The 17,224-nt window shown below is 45.3% G+C and carries 16 protein-coding genes; 4 read left to right on the top strand and 12 right to left on the bottom strand.

Annotated features, from left to right (window positions below; genetic code table 11):
* Positions 1-30: 30 nt before the first annotated feature.
* The 8 genes from AC3CH4_RS13705 to AC3CH4_RS13670 form a co-directional block, all read right to left on the bottom strand.
* Positions 31-1,785 carry a bifunctional lysophospholipid acyltransferase family protein/GNAT family N-acetyltransferase gene (locus AC3CH4_RS13705; protein WP_488543060.1) on the bottom strand — a complete coding sequence of 585 codons (1,755 nt, stop codon included), beginning with the start codon at positions 1,783-1,785 and terminating at the stop codon, positions 31-33.
* Positions 1,786-1,797: 12 nt separating this feature from the next.
* Positions 1,798-2,241 (bottom strand): hypothetical protein, encoded by a 444-nt coding sequence (locus AC3CH4_RS13700; RefSeq protein ID WP_054548263.1) that lies wholly within the window; start codon positions 2,239-2,241, stop codon positions 1,798-1,800.
* Positions 2,242-2,251: 10 nt separating this feature from the next.
* A complete protein-coding gene (locus AC3CH4_RS13695) occupies positions 2,252-2,689 on the bottom strand; it encodes a YHS domain-containing (seleno)protein (RefSeq protein WP_004735265.1) in 438 nt (145 codons plus the stop codon).
* Positions 2,690-2,698: 9 nt separating this feature from the next.
* On the bottom strand, positions 2,699-3,448 hold the full coding sequence (locus AC3CH4_RS13690; RefSeq protein ID WP_488543059.1) for an NRDE family protein: 750 nt from the start codon (positions 3,446-3,448) through the stop codon (positions 2,699-2,701).
* A gap of 2 nt (positions 3,449-3,450) precedes the next feature.
* On the bottom strand, positions 3,451-3,993 hold the full coding sequence (locus AC3CH4_RS13685; protein WP_017083769.1) for a DinB family protein: 543 nt from the start codon (positions 3,991-3,993) through the stop codon (positions 3,451-3,453).
* A 19-nt stretch (positions 3,994-4,012) separates the two neighbouring features.
* Positions 4,013-5,146: a D-alanine--D-alanine ligase gene (locus AC3CH4_RS13680; RefSeq protein ID WP_488543058.1), complete on the bottom strand. Its 1,134-nt coding sequence runs from the start codon at positions 5,144-5,146 to the stop codon at positions 4,013-4,015.
* A complete protein-coding gene (locus AC3CH4_RS13675; protein ID WP_488543057.1) occupies positions 5,143-5,730 on the bottom strand; it encodes a DedA family protein in 588 nt (195 codons plus the stop codon). Before AC3CH4_RS13675 ends, AC3CH4_RS13680 begins: the two co-directional genes overlap by 4 nt.
* A gap of 284 nt (positions 5,731-6,014) precedes the next feature.
* Positions 6,015-7,991, bottom strand: a complete 1,977-nt coding sequence (locus AC3CH4_RS13670; protein WP_171330747.1) for a bifunctional 2',3'-cyclic-nucleotide 2'-phosphodiesterase/3'-nucleotidase — start codon at positions 7,989-7,991, stop codon at positions 6,015-6,017.
* 450 nt (positions 7,992-8,441) lie between these two features.
* On the opposite strand from AC3CH4_RS13670, the gene cysD reads away from it, so the two are divergent.
* The 4 genes from cysD to cysC all read left to right on the top strand — a co-directional run bounded on the left by cysD (position 8,442) and on the right by cysC (position 13,234).
* Positions 8,442-9,350, top strand: a complete 909-nt coding sequence (cysD, locus tag AC3CH4_RS13665) for a sulfate adenylyltransferase subunit CysD (RefSeq protein WP_004735271.1) — start codon at positions 8,442-8,444, stop codon at positions 9,348-9,350.
* An 18-nt stretch (positions 9,351-9,368) separates the two neighbouring features.
* Entirely contained in the window at positions 9,369-10,799 is a 1,431-nt protein-coding gene (gene cysN, locus AC3CH4_RS13660; RefSeq protein ID WP_488543056.1) for a sulfate adenylyltransferase subunit CysN, read from the top strand.
* A gap of 65 nt (positions 10,800-10,864) precedes the next feature.
* Positions 10,865-12,589: an SLC13 family permease gene (locus AC3CH4_RS13655; RefSeq protein ID WP_065207468.1), complete on the top strand. Its 1,725-nt coding sequence runs from the start codon at positions 10,865-10,867 to the stop codon at positions 12,587-12,589.
* Between the two features lie 24 nt (positions 12,590-12,613).
* Positions 12,614-13,234 (top strand): adenylyl-sulfate kinase, encoded by a 621-nt coding sequence (cysC, locus tag AC3CH4_RS13650; protein WP_019825496.1) that lies wholly within the window; start codon positions 12,614-12,616, stop codon positions 13,232-13,234.
* A gap of 165 nt (positions 13,235-13,399) precedes the next feature.
* Here cysC and AC3CH4_RS13645 read toward each other — a convergent pair whose 3' ends face one another.
* From AC3CH4_RS13645 to AC3CH4_RS13630, 4 genes are all read right to left on the bottom strand, one after another.
* The gene (locus tag AC3CH4_RS13645) at positions 13,400-14,308 is read right to left on the bottom strand and encodes a TIGR03899 family protein (protein WP_473576311.1); all 909 of its coding nucleotides are present in this window, start codon (positions 14,306-14,308) and stop codon (positions 13,400-13,402) included.
* A gap of 351 nt (positions 14,309-14,659) precedes the next feature.
* Positions 14,660-15,175, bottom strand: coding sequence for a DUF3299 domain-containing protein (locus AC3CH4_RS13640; protein ID WP_004735277.1), 516 nt, complete (start codon positions 15,173-15,175; stop codon positions 14,660-14,662).
* Positions 15,176-15,189: 14 nt separating this feature from the next.
* On the bottom strand, positions 15,190-16,449 hold the full coding sequence (locus AC3CH4_RS13635; protein WP_054548270.1) for an ABC transporter permease: 1,260 nt from the start codon (positions 16,447-16,449) through the stop codon (positions 15,190-15,192).
* Positions 16,446-17,162, bottom strand: coding sequence for an ABC transporter ATP-binding protein (locus AC3CH4_RS13630; RefSeq protein ID WP_019824198.1), 717 nt, complete (start codon positions 17,160-17,162; stop codon positions 16,446-16,448). The genes AC3CH4_RS13635 and AC3CH4_RS13630 overlap by 4 nt, the downstream gene beginning before the upstream one ends.
* Between the last annotated feature and the right edge of the window lie 62 nt (positions 17,163-17,224).

Raw genomic sequence — 17,224 nt, 5'->3', positions numbered from 1 at the left:
TATTTGGAGAGAGGTACAGAGCAGGCTAAATCAGCGTCGACTGTGTTGTTCTAGATAATCTTGAGCGAGGTCTCTTCCCATGTATTTTCCTAGGGTTTTCAACGGTACTTTCTTAAGATTAACCACAATCAAGCCATCCAAGGCATCATTAAAAGATGGGTCGACGTTAAAGCACACAAGTTTACCGTTCATCCCTAAGTATTGGCGTAGCAGTACCGGTAGGCCTTTCCCTTGCTCCATACGAGCCAACACTTTAGAAAGCAGAGGGACACTCGCCAATGACGATAGCAGGTGATTCTGCCAGAACACATTATTACTGGTATTGAGTGGTGACGAAGGAGAAACCAGGTTCGCCTTTTGTTCATCGTAATGGTGTATGGATAGGGTAGTCGCAATCAACAGACGCGCATTGTGGCTGTAATCATTACTGATACTGACTGGGCCGAATAGATGGGTATATTGAGGGTGACGATACACGAAGGCTGCGATACCTTTCCATAATAGTAACAGTGAGTTAAGGCTCTTTTGATAAGGTTTGCTTACTACGGAGCGCCCAAGTTCGATACTGTTATCTAGGGTATCGATGAATTCTTGATTGTAGTTAAACAGGCTACGAGAGTAGAGCTTATCAAGCCCGTGCTCAGCGATGAGCTTGTCGACCATACCAAGTCGGTATGCACCCACTAATTCAGCCTTGGTTTTATTCCAAACAAACAGTTGGTGGTAGTAAAGGTCATACTCATCTAAATCACAGGCAAGCCCGCTGCCTTCTCCGACTTCACGGAAACTCTCTTCTCTAACTCGACCAATTTCGCGCATTAAGTTAGGAATAGATTGGCTTGGCGTACAGTAGACCTCGAAGTCCCCTTGCTCAAGTAACTTCATCTCTTCAGGAAGAGAATCGACCTCTATTGCCAACACTTCAGGTGGAATAGGCGCAATAACCTGAGTGTCAAAAGAGGGGGCGTGAATTGGCGTATTCGGACTATCTTGTTGACTCATTAGGTAAGTATTGAGTCGCAGGTAGTTGACGATATCCATCTCTTGTTCAAACGATTTTATCTCTGAATACGGAATCGATGAGCCAATAGAGATAGAGATAGTCGTCGCTTGCTTATTAAGAAGTTCGCGCCCGAGTAGAGCCGTTCTTAATAGCGGATGGACACGGCCAGCTTGATAGAAAAGCTCGCTGTTTTTACCATTGATAAAGATAGGCACCGTGGTGGCTTGGTGGCGTTTGACGAATTTCGCGACCGACTTGCTCCACTCGATGTCTGTCAGTGTTTTTGCCCCTTTGCGGTAACTCGATACTTCGCCAGCAGGGAACACAATCAAGAGTCCACCGTCTGCTAAATGACGATTGGCATCTCGAATAGCTTTAGCATTGGTGCGTTTCGATTCTTTACTGTTAAAGACATCGACCCCAATGAAAAGATCATCCAGTTCAGGCAGTCGCTTGAGCAACTCATTGGCCAACACTTTCACATCCTTCCTTACCGATCCTACGAGATCAGCAAGGATCACGCCTTCAATCGCACCAAGCGGGTGGTTAGCCACAATGACTACGGGCCCTTGTTCGGGAATATTATCAGTGGCGCCTGCTGAAACGGAATAGTCGATATTCAATGCTGACAAGGTGTGATGCATGAATTCAAAGCTAGATAACTCATCAGGTCTATCTTGATAGAGCTTATCTAGCTTAGATAGCCCAGTTGCCCACTCGACAACAGACTCACCTAAACCAAAAGGCGTGTAACGTGGTAAACGAAAAGGACTATCAATCATAATGAAGCTACCTTATTGACTAAAGTTGTTTAGGAAACCGTCTTGATTCTTGAAATCTTTTACACTTAAAAATGCACCGCAAAGCCATACTAGGCATGCCATGCCAAACAGTAATCCGCCGTCATAACCGACAATTTCACCCGCTGCGTTAAACTCAGGCATTTGAATACCGAGCGGCGTAAACAGATGGAAAAATATCGCGCCACTCATAATCCCCACACTCATAATGGCACCCAGGCCATGCCAACGAGTAAACAGCAAAATGGCCGCAATCAATTCAGCGAACCCTATCAAGTAGCCGCCAAATGAACCGAACCAACTTAGGCCAGACCATGTCGCCAAGGTGCCAAAGATATGCTCAGTCTCGTATGAGCCTGTGAACTTAAAAAACAGCGACTGAACAAATACGAAAGCGATAAATGCCGCAGGAATATGTTTAGCTGGAGTGCATGTCATGGTTATTCCCTTATTTGATCAGTTGCGGCCAAACGGTGTCGGCTTTTTGAATATGCTGTGCTCGATCTTGTTCCCAACGTTGCTTAATCTCTTGGTCATAGTTGAGGTAAAGCTTGTTATCAACAATCGTCCATTGGTTCGGGTCACCGGGTGCAAAGTCACTTTTTGCTGAAACAGCCCAAGCGCAATAACCCCCATATTGAGGGGCATATTTTTCAGGATTATTAACAAATAAAGTCAAATTCTTTTCAGAAGAGAAATACCAGTCCGCACCTTTGTACTCTGTGCTGAATTTTTTACTGCCTTCAATAGGCTTACCTGAAGTGAAATAAGCGACGGTATCGTAGCCATCGAGCGCCTTGCTGCTAAAGAATCCTGTGTAGATTTCATCGGCGGCAAATACGTATGGGCTAACAAGTAGCATGACCATGGTTAATAGTTTTCTCATGATGGACTCCTATAGATTGATTACGGGTGATAGATCGAAGGTAAAGCGCTGTTGATTTATCTGACATGGCTTAATGGGTTCACAAGGCGAGCCGGGTGCATAAAACATCGAGGCTTGGCCATGTAGATTGCGTAAGTGTGTAAAGCTCACCGTATGTGCATCTTCACGATGCATACAGGTCGCTAAATGAGGTTGTTCGCTATGATGGTGAGAGTGAAACTGAAGTAAGTTCTGTTGATTCTTACCTGTTGTCATAAGCTGATCGTATTTTGCTTTTCGATAGGCTTGCACTCGCTCTAAATCAACACCGGATGAAAACAGCGGAGAATCGGTGTCGACGATGTGCTGTTGAATACCATCCCACATGTAGGCGATAACCAAACCATTGTTCTGAGTTAAATTCGGCGCGAAAGCCAACAAGGTAAATGGAGCAAAAGTGTGCAGGTCGAGCTGATGAAATGCTTCAGAGAGCTGACTGATGTTACGACTCGATGACAGATTCTTGAGTAACAAACCACGGCTGACTAAAGGTCCAACAGGTACTATGCCTTGATAGTTATTGAGTAGGCATAACGAAAGCCCGAACTCATTGATACTGATCCAGCTACCACCGCCAGTTGGGTCGAGTGGCATGATGATATCGACACCGCTGACTCGATACTGTTTAGGTGGCATTGCTAGTGCTCGCGTCTTTTGTTCGTCACGGTTAAAAAAGACCTGATAACCATTTTCTTCAAGCAGCCAAGATACTGAACACATGATTATTGCTCCCTCAGATAACTGCTGGTGGTTGGGGCATAACCAAAGGTATTGCATGTTTCGACATCAAGAAAGGTCGTGATCACCTTGATCATCGCATAGTGATGATTGGCATGCAGAGCAGCAAAGGTGACCTCTCTTTCTAACGTAGAAGGCAGGCTGGCGAATACTTGTGTATCCATTGAAACTTCGGTTTGGATCATGATAGGCGCTTCGAGATCTCTGCGGTCTAGTCGTTCAAGCCAGTTGATCACATAATGGATCTCTTTTACTGCAATTGAGCGGTCGTATTCGACGGGATGACCACGACGGCGAGTGTTGTAATCAACGGTCGCATTCTCTTTTAAAATTAAAGCGTGAAAAAGATCGAGCGTGTGACGAGTATGCTCACCAATAGAGCTTGTGACGTGCGGCTTTGCTCGTGTCAGATAGTCGCTGTCAGATATCGCTAACAAAAACTCTAGACCCTGATTCAATATCTCTACCGCTCCTTTGATACTAGGAGAGAAAGAAGTGAGGGCGCTCGGTTGGGCTATGGGGTTCATTCATGGTCCTCGTACAAAGTTAGTCAGTGGTCGGATATTGTTGAACAAGACGTCGCTCTTCTTGCCACGCAGCGAATAAGCTCTTGAAAGAAGGAGTCTTATGGCCTCGTTGTTTTTGCTGAGCGCCAATATCAAAAAGAATGCGGTATTGCAGAAGTAGCGTAGAAAATATCTCTCGCAGCGGTGTGTTGCGATCCCAGATATGCCCAGCCTCACTGCTTGCGCCATTGACCTCAAGGATCGTGAAATCCTCGCCGTTCATTAGGCTGTGCATGTCCTTAAACTTGACGTCGAGTCGGCCAAAATGAAAACCATCGAAGTCATCGAATATCTCGTCTAAACGTTCAGTTAAAGCCCGAGTGATGTATTGATTGCCATCGCGGAAGATGCAGCCACGGCTATGGCTACCTGCGAACGCGAGTTGGAACTCTTCGCCCTCTGCGAGCACGTGATCCAATTTATCTTCATGCCTTGGTAGATACAGGTGACTGAGCTGCCCAGCACGCGGGCTATTTTCAATTAACTGCTTGAGTGTCGACTTGCCATCACCCATCACCATTGGCGCATATTTGAGTGTGATCGAGATGATCTCACCTTGCTTTTTGTTTGGGTAACGAACATAGAAAACGCCAGCTTCTGCCTGATAAGGCGCCTTTTCTTGCAGTAGAAAGCGAGCATTATTTGGGAAAGATTCAACATATTGCTCAAGTTGATCTTGTGTGTTGATCAGCTTGACGCCAACGCCTCGACAGCCAAGATCTGGTTTCGCCACTATGGGGAAGTCAAGATCCGATTGTGTTAGCGCACTGAGTGCATCTTCGGTTTGTTTTTTACTATTAAGATCCGTTTTGGTGAGGGTGATAAACGGAGAGATCCAACGCTGACTTGAAGATCCGGCAAGGCTTAATATCTCGTGTTTTGATTCGCCTACCATTCCGCTTAACTTGATGCTTGGGTTGGCAATGAGCGGCAGTGCCCAGTCAAAGTGCCGTAACCCTTGCATCAGGCTTTGAATCACCACTGGCGTGTAGAAGAACCAAGTCGGAAGAAACTCATAAGGAGAGACACTGCGCACGGTATCTTTTTCAAGCAAGGGCATGCCTGCATTGATTTGATGTGCGGGAATGATGCGAATATCTTGCGGTGAACTCATGATAATCCTCTAGAGTAGGTTTTATTCATTAATCGATTACCGATAAATAGTAAAGCGATGGCACACGGGATAACGATCCATTGATATTCAGAGGCTTGCAGCCACGCTGATGTCCCTAAATAGTAGATGGCAGAGAAGACAATGCCAGTCCAGATCGCGGTGGCGCTGATGACAGCAAGCAAGAAAGTAGACAGTGGGATGGCGAAAAAGCCACTTAAGGTAAACCCGACGGTGCGAAGCCCTGGAATAAAGCGGATAACAAAAAGGCTGCTGAATGCGTTCTGACGTAATTTGGTACGAAGCGAACGAAAGTATTTATTCGTGAGGGCTTTATATCGAACACCTCGGAAATAACGTCCTGATTTACCTAGGTAATAGAGGCCGAGATCACCTGTGGCAATACCGATGAAAATGGCAAGCAACGCATATTGAGGAAGAATGAGCCCTTGAGTTGCTAAACCAGCTGCCGTAACAATCGCCAGATCTTCAAGCAGGTAAGAAAGCGCGATGATGCCAAGCATCAACCATAGCAACGACTCCTCCCCTGAATGTAACCATGCTTGAATGCTCTCGACGGTGCTCATCAAATGTCCTTATCTATCCTATAGATGAATGGCTTAATGACCATTCATTGAGTGTAGTAAATTAAATAGACAGGAGGAGCAGAGAAAAACTTACAGACAATTACCGCTTTTTTGTGTTGATTGAATGAAATGAGTGGTTTGAGGTATGTGGTTTCGGTGCAGAACTAGAGGGTGTTAAAGGGTTAGAAACCTAAGGCTTTGGACTGAACATTTAGAAGAAAAAAAAAAGGCTGAGTCGTTAAACTCAGCCTTTCAGAACGTTAACTATGGATTACTTAAGCAATCTATTTAGTTAGGTCAATCTGGTAAACAGCGAAACCAACATCGTCAGTCGCAACACGTTTCATCGGGTATTGACCCTTCTCTTTAATGAACTCTGCTGCTTTGTCGCTTGGAGATGTTTCAAAGCGGATATCTAGCTTGTTATCCGTTTTGATTGGTGCAAATGACCAATTGTTATCTGCGCTTGGGCTCACTTGACCTTGCTCTTTGCTTACGCGAGAGATGTAGTTTGCAAGAACAGTACGGTTCTCATCTGGTGCATCAAATGCGATGAAGTCTTCACCTGTGCCTGGGAACTTAGCGCTGTATGCACGGTAGTTGTTGGTTGCGATCAGGAAGTCTTGCTTCATGTCGATTGGCTTACCTTGGTAAGTTAGGCCAACAATACGCTGTGAGTCAGGGTTAACGACTTTACAGTTTGCATCGTATTTCGCAGGTTGAGTTACGTCGATTTGGTAATCAACACCGTCGATAACATCGAAGTTGTAAGTGCGGAAGTTATCCCACTCGATCAACTGTTGTGGTGCTGTTGAGTTAACATCAACTTGGTTGAATTGACCAGCAGAACACTCAAGCCACTCTTTTACTTCGTGACCTGTTACCTTCATCGCAACTAGTGTGTTCGGGTAAAGGTATAAGTCAGCTGCGTTACGGAATGTCAGTTGACCAGATTCAACTTCAGTGAAGTTCGCTGGATCATTCTTACGGCCACCGGCTTTGAATGGTGCAGCTGCTGAAAGCACTGGAGTACCATCTAGGTCAGGGTCACCTTGGATGAACTGTTCAACGTAATCTTTCTGTGCAAGGTTAACGATTTGAACTGTTGGATCGTCTTGTACTAGAGACAAGAAGCTGTACATCACATCGTCTGCTTTACCAATCGGTTGGTTAACAAACTCACGAGTACCAGCGTGGTCTTTTTCTAGTGCTGTTACGATGCCTTCATCAGCTTCAGCAAGCGATTTCTTCTCGATTTTGTCGTAGATAGGGCGCGCTTCTGATTGGCCTTTTACTACTTCCCACTTACCGTCTTTTTGTGCAAGTGTTAGATCCATAACACCAACGTGGCTACCCCAACGACCTGGCATTACTGCCGCAACGCCGTTCATTGTGCCCGTTTCGTTGTCGATGCCTTGAATGTCATCAAAACCTTTACCTGGGAACACTGCGTGAGAGTGGCCGAATGCGATCGCATCGATGCCGTCTACTTCAGATAGGTAGAACGTCGAGTTCTCTTCGCCATTTTTGTATGGGTCAGTTGATACGCCTGAGTGAGGGATAGCAACGATAACTTCAGCGCCTTCCGCTTTCATTTGAGGCACTAACTCGTTAGCCGTCTCAATGATATCGCGAGCGATCACTTTACCTTCAAGGTTCTTCTTATCCCACGTCATGATTTGCGGTGGAACGAAACCGATGTAACCCACTTTTACTTCGTGCTCTACGCCAGCAGTATCTTCGAACGTGTGCGTCTTGATGATATAAGGCGTGAAGTAGTGTTCTTTGGTTTCTGCGTCGTAAACGTTAGCACTGATGTACGGGAAATCAGCGTCGTTGATCGATTCTTCTAGGAACTCAAGACCGTAGTTGAATTCGTGGTTACCTAGGTTTGCAGCGTCGTAGCTTAGTTGGTTCATAGCTTTGTATGCAGGGTGAACTTCGCCTACTTCGATGCCTTTGTCTGCCATGTAGTCACCCATTGGGCTACCTTGCAGCAAGTCACCGTTATCAACTAATACGCTGTTGGTTACTTCGCTTTGAGCTTCTTTTACTAGAGTTGCAGTACGTGCTAAGCCAATTTTTTTCGATGGCTTGTCTTTGTAGTAGTCGTAATCCATTAGGTTGGTATGGATATCCGTCGTTTCTACGACACGTAATTTAATCACTTCATCGGTATCTGGTGTTGTTGTGCAGCCTGCTAAAGTCAAACCAAGACCCGCAAGTACAGCTAATGACAAAGGTTTCATTGCAACTTTCATTTTGTAGCTCCAAAGTGGATAGTAGAAAATTCGTTGCGTAATGTAACAAAACCGAATGAAACAATGATTACAACGAATGTTAATTCGTGACTTAGATCGATTACTTTATGGTGTTCTGCAAGACGCCTCCCAAAGCTGCTCAATCGATGCGCAACTGATATCGATAATATTAGTCCATTCATTTCACCTGCTTATCGGTAAATTCAATCCCTTATCAGCTTTTCGAATAAAAAATGAAATTTTAGAATTTCCAGTAATATGAGAGGCTCGTCATAATGCCTATATCAAGGACGTATCAGGCAGATGAATAGCAAGGATAGCTCAAAACGAAGCTTCTGTTTTCTTCTAGTGCCAATACTCCCATTCACTCAAGTGGATGAGTTAAATCCCTTGCTTGGCAAGACCAAGTAATGAATTGCTCGTAACGCGAGCCTTAAAGGAAGCACTGAAATGGACCAAGAACGTTTAACCCACTTAAAACAGCTCGAAGCGGAAAGTATTCATATTATCCGTGAAGTAGCGGCTGAGTTTGATAACCCAGTGATGATGTACTCCATCGGAAAAGATTCTTCTGTGATGCTTCATTTAGCTCGCAAAGCGTTTTATCCAGGCAAGATTCCATTCCCACTATTGCATGTAGATACGGACTGGAAATTCCGCGAGATGATTGAGTTTCGTGATCGTACGGCTAAAAAGTACGGCTTCGACCTTTTAGTACATAAGAACCCAGAAGGTATTGAGATGGGTTGTAGCCCATTTGTACATGGTTCTTCGAAGCACACTGACATCATGAAAACACAGGGCCTTAAGCAGGCGTTAAACAAGTATGGGTTCGATGCGGCTTTTGGTGGTGCGCGTCGTGATGAAGAAAAGTCTCGTGCGAAAGAACGTGTTTATTCTTTCCGTGATAAGAACCATACGTGGGATCCAAAAAACCAGCGTCCAGAGCTTTGGCACACCTACAACGGTCAGGTTAATAAGGGCGAAAGCATTCGTGTATTCCCGCTATCTAATTGGACTGAGCTCGATATCTGGCAATACATCTACCTAGAGAGCATCGATATTGTTCCACTTTACCTTTCAGACAAACGCCCTGTAGTTGAGCGTGATGGCATGCTGATCATGGTTGATGATGACCGTATGGAGCTGCAAGAAGGTGAAGTGATTGAAGAGAAAAGCGTTCGTTTTCGTACTTTAGGCTGTTACCCATTAACCGGAGCGGTTGAATCTGAGGCGAATACGCTAACAGGCATTATTGAAGAAATGCTGGTGGCGACGTCTAGTGAGCGTCAAGGTCGAGCGATTGACCATGATCAGTCGGGCTCTATGGAGCTGAAAAAGCGCCAAGGTTATTTCTAAGAATCTAAGGAAAGAAAAATGAATAGTGCAGTAGAAGCCGAATTGGCTGAACTAGGGATTGAAGGTTATCTAAGTCAGCATCAGCATAAATCTATGCTTAGATTTTTAACTTGTGGCTCGGTAGATGACGGTAAAAGTACGTTAATCGGTCGCTTGCTCCATGATACAAAACAGATTTATGAAGATCAGCTAGCAGCCGTTCACTCTGATAGTCAGCGAGTAGGTACTACGGGTGAGAAGCCTGATTTAGCACTGCTTGTTGATGGCTTGCAGGCTGAGCGTGAGCAAGGGATTACGATCGATGTGGCTTATCGCTACTTCTCGACGCAAAAACGTAAGTTCATTATTGCTGATACCCCAGGGCATGAGCAGTACACGCGCAACATGGCAACAGGCGCTTCAACGTGTGATCTGGCTGTGATCTTGATTGATGCTCGTAAGGGCGTTCTGGATCAAACACGTCGTCACTCGTTTATTTCTAACCTGCTTGGTTTGAAGCATTTCATCGTCGCAGTCAACAAAATGGATCTCGTCGAGTACTCGCAAGATCGTTTTGAGGAGATTCGCGATCAGTATCTAGAGTTTGCTGAAAACCTAGAAGGCGAAACTAATATTCAAATTCTGCCTGTTTCCGCGCTTGAAGGCATTAACGTTGCAGCGCCAAGTAAAGAGCTTGCATGGTTCGAAGGCCCATCTCTATTAGAAGTACTAGAGAACGTAGACATTGACCAAAAACGCTCTGCGGGTGAATTCCGATTCCCTGTTCAGTACGTCAATCGTCCTAACTTAGACTTCCGTGGTTTTGCTGGCACCGTTGCCTCTGGCCGTGTCAGCGTGGGTGATGAAATCAAGGCGCTGCCATCAGGTAAAACGTCTAAGGTGACAAGCATTGTGACCTTTGATGGCGAACTTGAATCAGCACAAGCGGGCTTGGCAGTAACACTGACTCTTGAAGATGAAATCGATATCAGCCGTGGTGATTTGATTGTGCTGGAAAACGCGCAAATTGAATCAACTAACCATGTATTGGCTGACATCGTATGGATGACAGAGCAACCACTGCAACCGGGCAAAGCTTACGACATCAAAATCGCAGGCAAGAAAACCGTCGGTCAGGTTGAAACGGTTCGTCACCAATATGACATCAACAACTTGTCGACTCACGCTGTTGATGAGTTGCCACTGAATGGTATTGGTTTGTGTGAATGGTCATTGAACGAGACTGTGGCGCTGGATAAATACCGTGAAAGTGCCGATACCGGTGGCTTTATCGTCATTGATCGTCTTACCAATGTAACGGTTGGCGCTGGCTTGATTCGAGACCGTTTGGACTCTGTTGAACAGCAAGTCGGTAACTTCTCTGCATTTGAACTTGAGTTCAACGCATTGGTACGCAAGCACTTCCCACATTGGGATGCCAAAGATCTAAGCCAATTACTGAAGTCATAAACGACTAAGTAACAGCTTATTGAATCAGGCGGAAACTCATCGTTTCCGCCATAAAGGACGGGTATATGTGGCAACAAGGATTTGTATTAGCGATTTTGCTCGGCATCATTACTTGCCTGCTCGTTACCCGTATTAAGCCAAGCTTTATCTTTGCTGGCGCGGCGTTTATTGCTTTTATGGCTGGCATGATCGATTTATCGAGCTTAGCCAATAACTTCACTAACTCCTCGTTACTGACTTTAATTCTTCTTATCCTCGCATCAAGTGCGTTGGAGAAAACTCGCTTAATCAGTTGGGTTAGCCGTAATATCTCTGAAGGTAGGCTAGGTACCGTGGTTGCGAAGTTGGGTATTTCCACAGCGTTACTTTCATCTTTTACTAATAATACCGCAGTGGTTGTTTCTTTGATCGGGGCGATCAAACGTAATCAACAGCATGCGCCATCTAAACTGCTAATCCCTTTGTCATACGCTGCCATCTTAGGTGGAACCCTGACATTGATCGGCACCTCTACCAACTTGATCATCAATAGCTTTGTTGAAGATGCTGGACTGCCAAGTTTAAATTTTTTCACACCGACCTTGATCGGTTTAGCGGTGTTGGTCGGTGGTGTGTTGATCCTCATTCCTCTGAGCTACTTCTTACCCAGCTACGATGATGGTTCTCAAGACGATCTACCTTACTTTCTCGAGGCGCGAGTTGAGCCGGGTTCTCCTTTAGTTGGTCGCAGCGTCAGCGAGAATAACCTCAGAGCATTGAGAAAACTGTTCTTAGCAGAAGTAATTCGAGACGGTAAAACAACCGCGTCTATTGACCCAGACTTCATACTGCAAGCTCGTGACCGACTGCTGTTTTGTGGTGATGTCGAGAGTGTTGCAACATTGCAAGAAATCCAAGGATTAACCCTGTTTGGTCAGCATCACCTGAACGGTCAGAGCTTTGTTGAGGTCGTAGTCAGTTCATCGGCAAGCTTCTGTAATAAAACGTTAAAAACCAGCCAGTTCAGAGATCGTTTTGATGCGGTTGTGGTCGCTATTCGCCGTGGTCATGAGCGCCTTGAAGGTGGGTTAGGGAATATCACATTGACCGCTGGTGATACCTTGATTTTGGTTCCAGGAAAACGTTTTGAAGAACAGCGTCAACAACACAATAAAGAGTTTGTGTTGATGAACGACCTAGACTCAAGCGCCAAGCTTGATGCCGATAAATCGACGTTTGTTTTGCTCGGATTTGCTAGTGTGATTGGGTTATCGCTCGCTGATGTAGTCCCTATTATTAAAGGGCTAGCGGGATTTTTATTATTGCTGTTGGCATTTGGTGTAGTACAACTTGGTGAGCTTCGCCGCCGCTTCCCCGTCGATATTGTCGTGATCGTTGGTTCGGCACTCTCTATTGCTCAACTGATGATTTCATCTGGGTTGTCTGAGCGAATGGGGCTGATGTTTATGGAGGCCTTTAATGGCTGGGGCGTATTTGGAGCGCTAGTCGCGACCTATTTCATGACGCTGGTCCTGACTGAGTTGGTGACCAACAATGCGGCAGCGGCACTCTCATTCCCCATTGGCTACAGTATGGCCGTGGGCTATGGCGTCGATCCAATGCCGTTTATTATGGCGGTTCTGTTTGGTGCCAGTGCCAGTTTTATTTCGCCATACGGCTACCAAACCAACTTACTTGTTTATAGCGTAGGTAATTACCACCTTACGGATTATCTGCGCATCGGCATCCCAATCTCGATTGTTTATTCGGGTTTGGTGCTGACCCTAATTCCTTATTTTTTCCCATTTTAATGCTGTTTATTTAAAGGACTAATTATGACCGCAGTACTCAAACCAAAAGATGAGAATGTTGTGTGGCATCAACACTCGATTGATAAAACATTCCGCTCTGATCTGAAATCACAAAAGCCAGCCGTGCTCTGGTTCACGGGATTATCTGGTTCTGGGAAGTCGACAGTCGCTGGAGCATTAGAAAATCGCTTGGCACAGCTTGGTTACCATACTTACCTATTGGATGGCGATAATGTGCGTCATGGGTTATGTAGCGACCTTGGCTTCTCTGAGCAGGATCGCCGAGAGAATATCCGTCGTATTGGTGAACTCGCTAAGCTGATGGCAGATGCGGGCTTAATTGTGTTGTCTGCTTTTATTTCCCCACATCAAGCTGAAAGACAGTTAGTGCGAGACTTGCTACCTGAAGGCGAGTTTTTAGAGGTGTTTGTGAACACGCCACTTGAGGTTTGTGAGCAGCGTGATCCTAAAGGCCTGTATAAGAAAGCACGTGCTGGAGAGATCCCGAACTTCACTGGTATTAGTTCAGCTTACGAAGCGCCTCAGAACCCTGAGATTAATTTACCCGCAGGTGAGAAGACACTCGATGAATTGGTCGAGCTGTGTATTGATGCGTTAGAGAAGCGTAATATTTTAGCCAATTGAGATCGTTGGTATGATTAAGGCTGAGCACTTACTTATCTATTGATTTATGACTGATAAGTCGTGCAGCCTTGGTTTACCGAGACAAGAAACCTATCCTCTAGATTCTCTTTATTCCTCTCAATACACTCCACTTTTACACCGTCTATTTTTTGCACCGTCGAGTGTCTAGACGGTGTAATTTACGCTGCTTTTAACTTCTGTCTGAACAGTGAATTTCTGGCTCAATAGCGCAATCAGTTGGTTGTAATATTGCGTGTTTGGCTTGTTGCCAAGCAAGGTACAAAGCTCATTGCCTGTTGGGCTGAATCGATAGTAAACCAGCTTCACGCCTTTTGATAACGGTGCCAGTGACATGCCCTTACCTTGATAAGTTAGGTGTAGAGCTGGGTCGAAATCAATCTCTCCAGATTCTAATTCTGTTCCTAGAATAATCCCGAGTTCAATCAAGTGGAGCAAACTAGAGTAGGGCAGGTTGTGTCCACCAAGGTTGATGGTGTTGGTGGTGTCCCTTTTGCCAAAGCTGAAGATTCCAGCATGGGATTTAAAGCCGAGTAATAGTTTCCTGCTGTTATCACTACCAAAGCTACAACCCAGTGACGCGGCTCTTTGCAGGGTGAGCGCTTCTTTTGGTGTCATGTCTTTTAAGATCTGAAGCGCCTTCATTGACGTCGAGCCTGGGTTGGTGACTTCTCGTTTCAGTACTTGAGCCCATAGCCTCTGCATCGATGTATTGTGGATCTCTTGTGCCATATCGAAGAAGCGGTATAGCCAGTCCTGATCAGGGTCTCCAGCCGCTTCATCCTTACATGAAGAGTGTGCCAACTTTAGAATTTGTTCTAGGTTCTTTTGGCGAAGCTCTCTACGTTTTTTCTCTCGTAATAGTGCCCGTTCGATAAGCGTACTCTCAGCTTTATCGTTTGGCGTTGTACTATGACTAATTAAGGAATCGAGGCCGAAGCTTTGTGCGATGTGCAGCACTCTGCTTGCACTGTCGGCAATATGAGGCTTTTTCTCATGCTTTTGCTGTGTATCGCTAGCATGCTCAATGATCACTGGCTGTTTAGTTTCTGACATAAGAGTACCGTTAGGAGACGACTTAACTGTCTAAAATGTAACTCTTTATCTTATTGGTGGCTAGATTTTGCGTGCAGAGTTGAAGGTTTCAACAAAATTTTACTTTTGCTAATGATAATAAAATGTTAAATTTGTTGTAATTCTCAAGGAGGAGTTATGAATCAAGTCAATGATAACAAGCTGAAGAAACAGCTTAGTATAGGGTTATTACTCGCTACTTATGTCGCTGTTCTAGCGTACTTATCTAATTACATCGCATAATTTAGAATAAAATAATCGTTATTAAACTGTTATTGAATGATCTCACTCGTTCAGTGACGGCAGCTCATCCTTGAGCCACCCTTCTAATGACTACATGTCGTCATATTCTTCAATCGCAGTACCTTCAATAAGATAACCGGTTTGCGCCAAGTCATGGCTTATTGACTCAGTTTTCAGCGTACCCACTAAATAGATCACATCCCATAACTGCTGGATTGGTGCACCTTTAGGGAACTTCACGTAGATGATTTGGTTTGGTGGTGGCGGTGGCACGTGAATACATGCGCCAAAGTACGGTACCAGCAGAAACTCAGTGATCATGTTCTCATCGCCTTCCAATGGAATCACAAAGCCAGGAATCTTGACTGTGCTGCCATTCAGCTCTGGGCGAACAGCGCCAAGTGTCGATTGTTGAGGTTTGTCCATACTGTCGTGGTTAACCATCGGCATGCCAAATGAGTCGAGTTGTGCTCGCTCTGATTCTGGAATCAAGTCAATCCAATCGAGTGTTAATACCGATTCGTCAGTCTGAGTGGTTTCAGCGTGAGCTGTGCTGATAAATGGGAACATAAGTAACCCAAGTATCAGTAGGAATTTGCGTTGCATCGTAGGTTCCTATTTTAGATTCGAATAGTCATGCCATCAGACAATGACTGACGGTAAGCCCTGAAAGCGGGGATAAAGCCGATAATGATTCCGGCAACTTGCACCAAAATAAGCAGTTTCCACTCATGAGGTGTGATTGCGGATATCGATATGTTGATACCATAACTTTGTTGCACAATAGGAGCAACTACTGCGATCAGGGCAAACAACACGGCAACACCCAATGTGATACCGAGGAAGGTTAGGGCACTTGCTTCACTGATCAGTAAACCAAACACATGACGAGGCCTTGCTCCCATCGCGCGCAGAATAGCCATCTCTCGACGTCTTTCTTGCAAGCTAGTGAGTAGACTACTCAGCATTCCTAACAGTCCCGCGATTACAACAAACCCTGAAACAATCAGTAGTGCTTGTTCTGCTACTGCCATCATTCCCCATAATTCGTGAAGCGCAATGCCTGGCATAATGGCGCTCAAAGGTTCTTGGCGGTAGTTATTGATCTCTCGTTGCAGTGCAAAGGTTTGGATCTTCGACTTAAGGCCAACCATCATCGCGGTAATCTGCTTCGGTTGGAAGTCACGTTGCTTTAGCGCTTCAGCATTCGGTGTGTGCCCGAGGTTAGCCCCCGATTCCCAACCAACGTGAATCGCTTCAATGGCCTCTAACGAAACATGCACCGTTTTATCTACTGGTGTGCCGGTTGGCGCGAGTATTCCGACAATGGTGAAGGGCAGGTTGTCGTGGCGACTGAAGGCGACATCACTGATACCGTGCGCCAGAATGATGTGATCACCAATCTTGTAATCTAACTTCTTCGCGACATCGGCACCAATCACGACATCAAATAGCTGATTGAACTCTTTGCCTTGCTGAAAAGTAAGTGGTTGCTTACTTCCATAGCGATAATTCTCGAAGTAGCTATGGTTCGTGCCCATTACGCGGAAGCCTTTATGTGAGTCACCCAATGAGATTGGGATCGCCCACTTTACAGCGTTGTGCTGGCTAAATTCTTCATAGCTTTTCCAGTCGATGTTGTTGGTCGCATTACCGATTCTAAATACGGAATAAAGCAGCAGGTTTACCTGACCAGAGCGGCCCCCGACGATAAGGTCAGTACCTGAAATCGTATTCGCAAAGCTGCTCTTAGCTTCGGTTCTTACACGTTCCACACCGAGTAATAGAATGACTGACACCGCCACAGTGAGAATAGTTAGAATGGCTGTGGCTTTACGGTTGAGTACGCTTTTTAAGGCTAAGTGAGTAATTACTTTCATACGACAACCTTAGCTTGGTTAACGGTTTTTAAATCTATGGTTCGAGTGAACAGTTTTTCTAATGTTGGATCGTGACTAACAAAGATCAGGGTAGAACCCGCCTGATTCGCTTGTTCTAGCAACAGTTCGATAAAGGCTTCTCGGTTGTCATGATCCAGAGCCGATGTCGGTTCGTCGGCAATAATGATTTTGGGTTGGCCGATCAAAGCACGAGCGGCAGCAACACGTTGTTGTTGACCAATACTCAACTCGGTAACGGGCTTGTCCATTAGAGCTTGAGGTAGCTTTAATCTGAGCAACAACTCTTGAGCGGTTGCTTGCAGGCTGTTCTGACTTTCAGTGACTTGCTGCTTACGAATCTTAGAAAACTGACAAGGAAGCGTCACGTTGTCGATGACTGACAAGTAAGGAAGCAGGTTAAATTGTTGGAATATATAACCAATATGATCGGCTCTGAATTTGTCTCTCTGGCGAGGTGTTAGCTGTGTGAGATCTTGGCCAAGGATAGATACTTCGCCTTGTTCAGCTTGGTTGATTCCGGTCAGTAACCCTAACAATGTTGATTTCCCGCAACCACTAGGCCCTTTGATGAAAAGGTGCTCTTGGGCTTGGATATGCAGTGAGGGGATCTCTAGCGTTGGGGGCAATTCAGGCTTCCAACGAAAGCTGATATTTTCGAGTTTGACGACAAGTGATGAACTGTCAGAAGACATATTAGCTCCAATAATTAAAGCGGTGTATCTACTGGACAGTTATTCGAATAATAAATTCCCAG

The sequence above is a fragment of the Vibrio sp. QJM3NY_26 genome (assembly GCF_057786005.1).
This window is presented reverse-complemented; position numbering and strand designations above follow the sequence as displayed.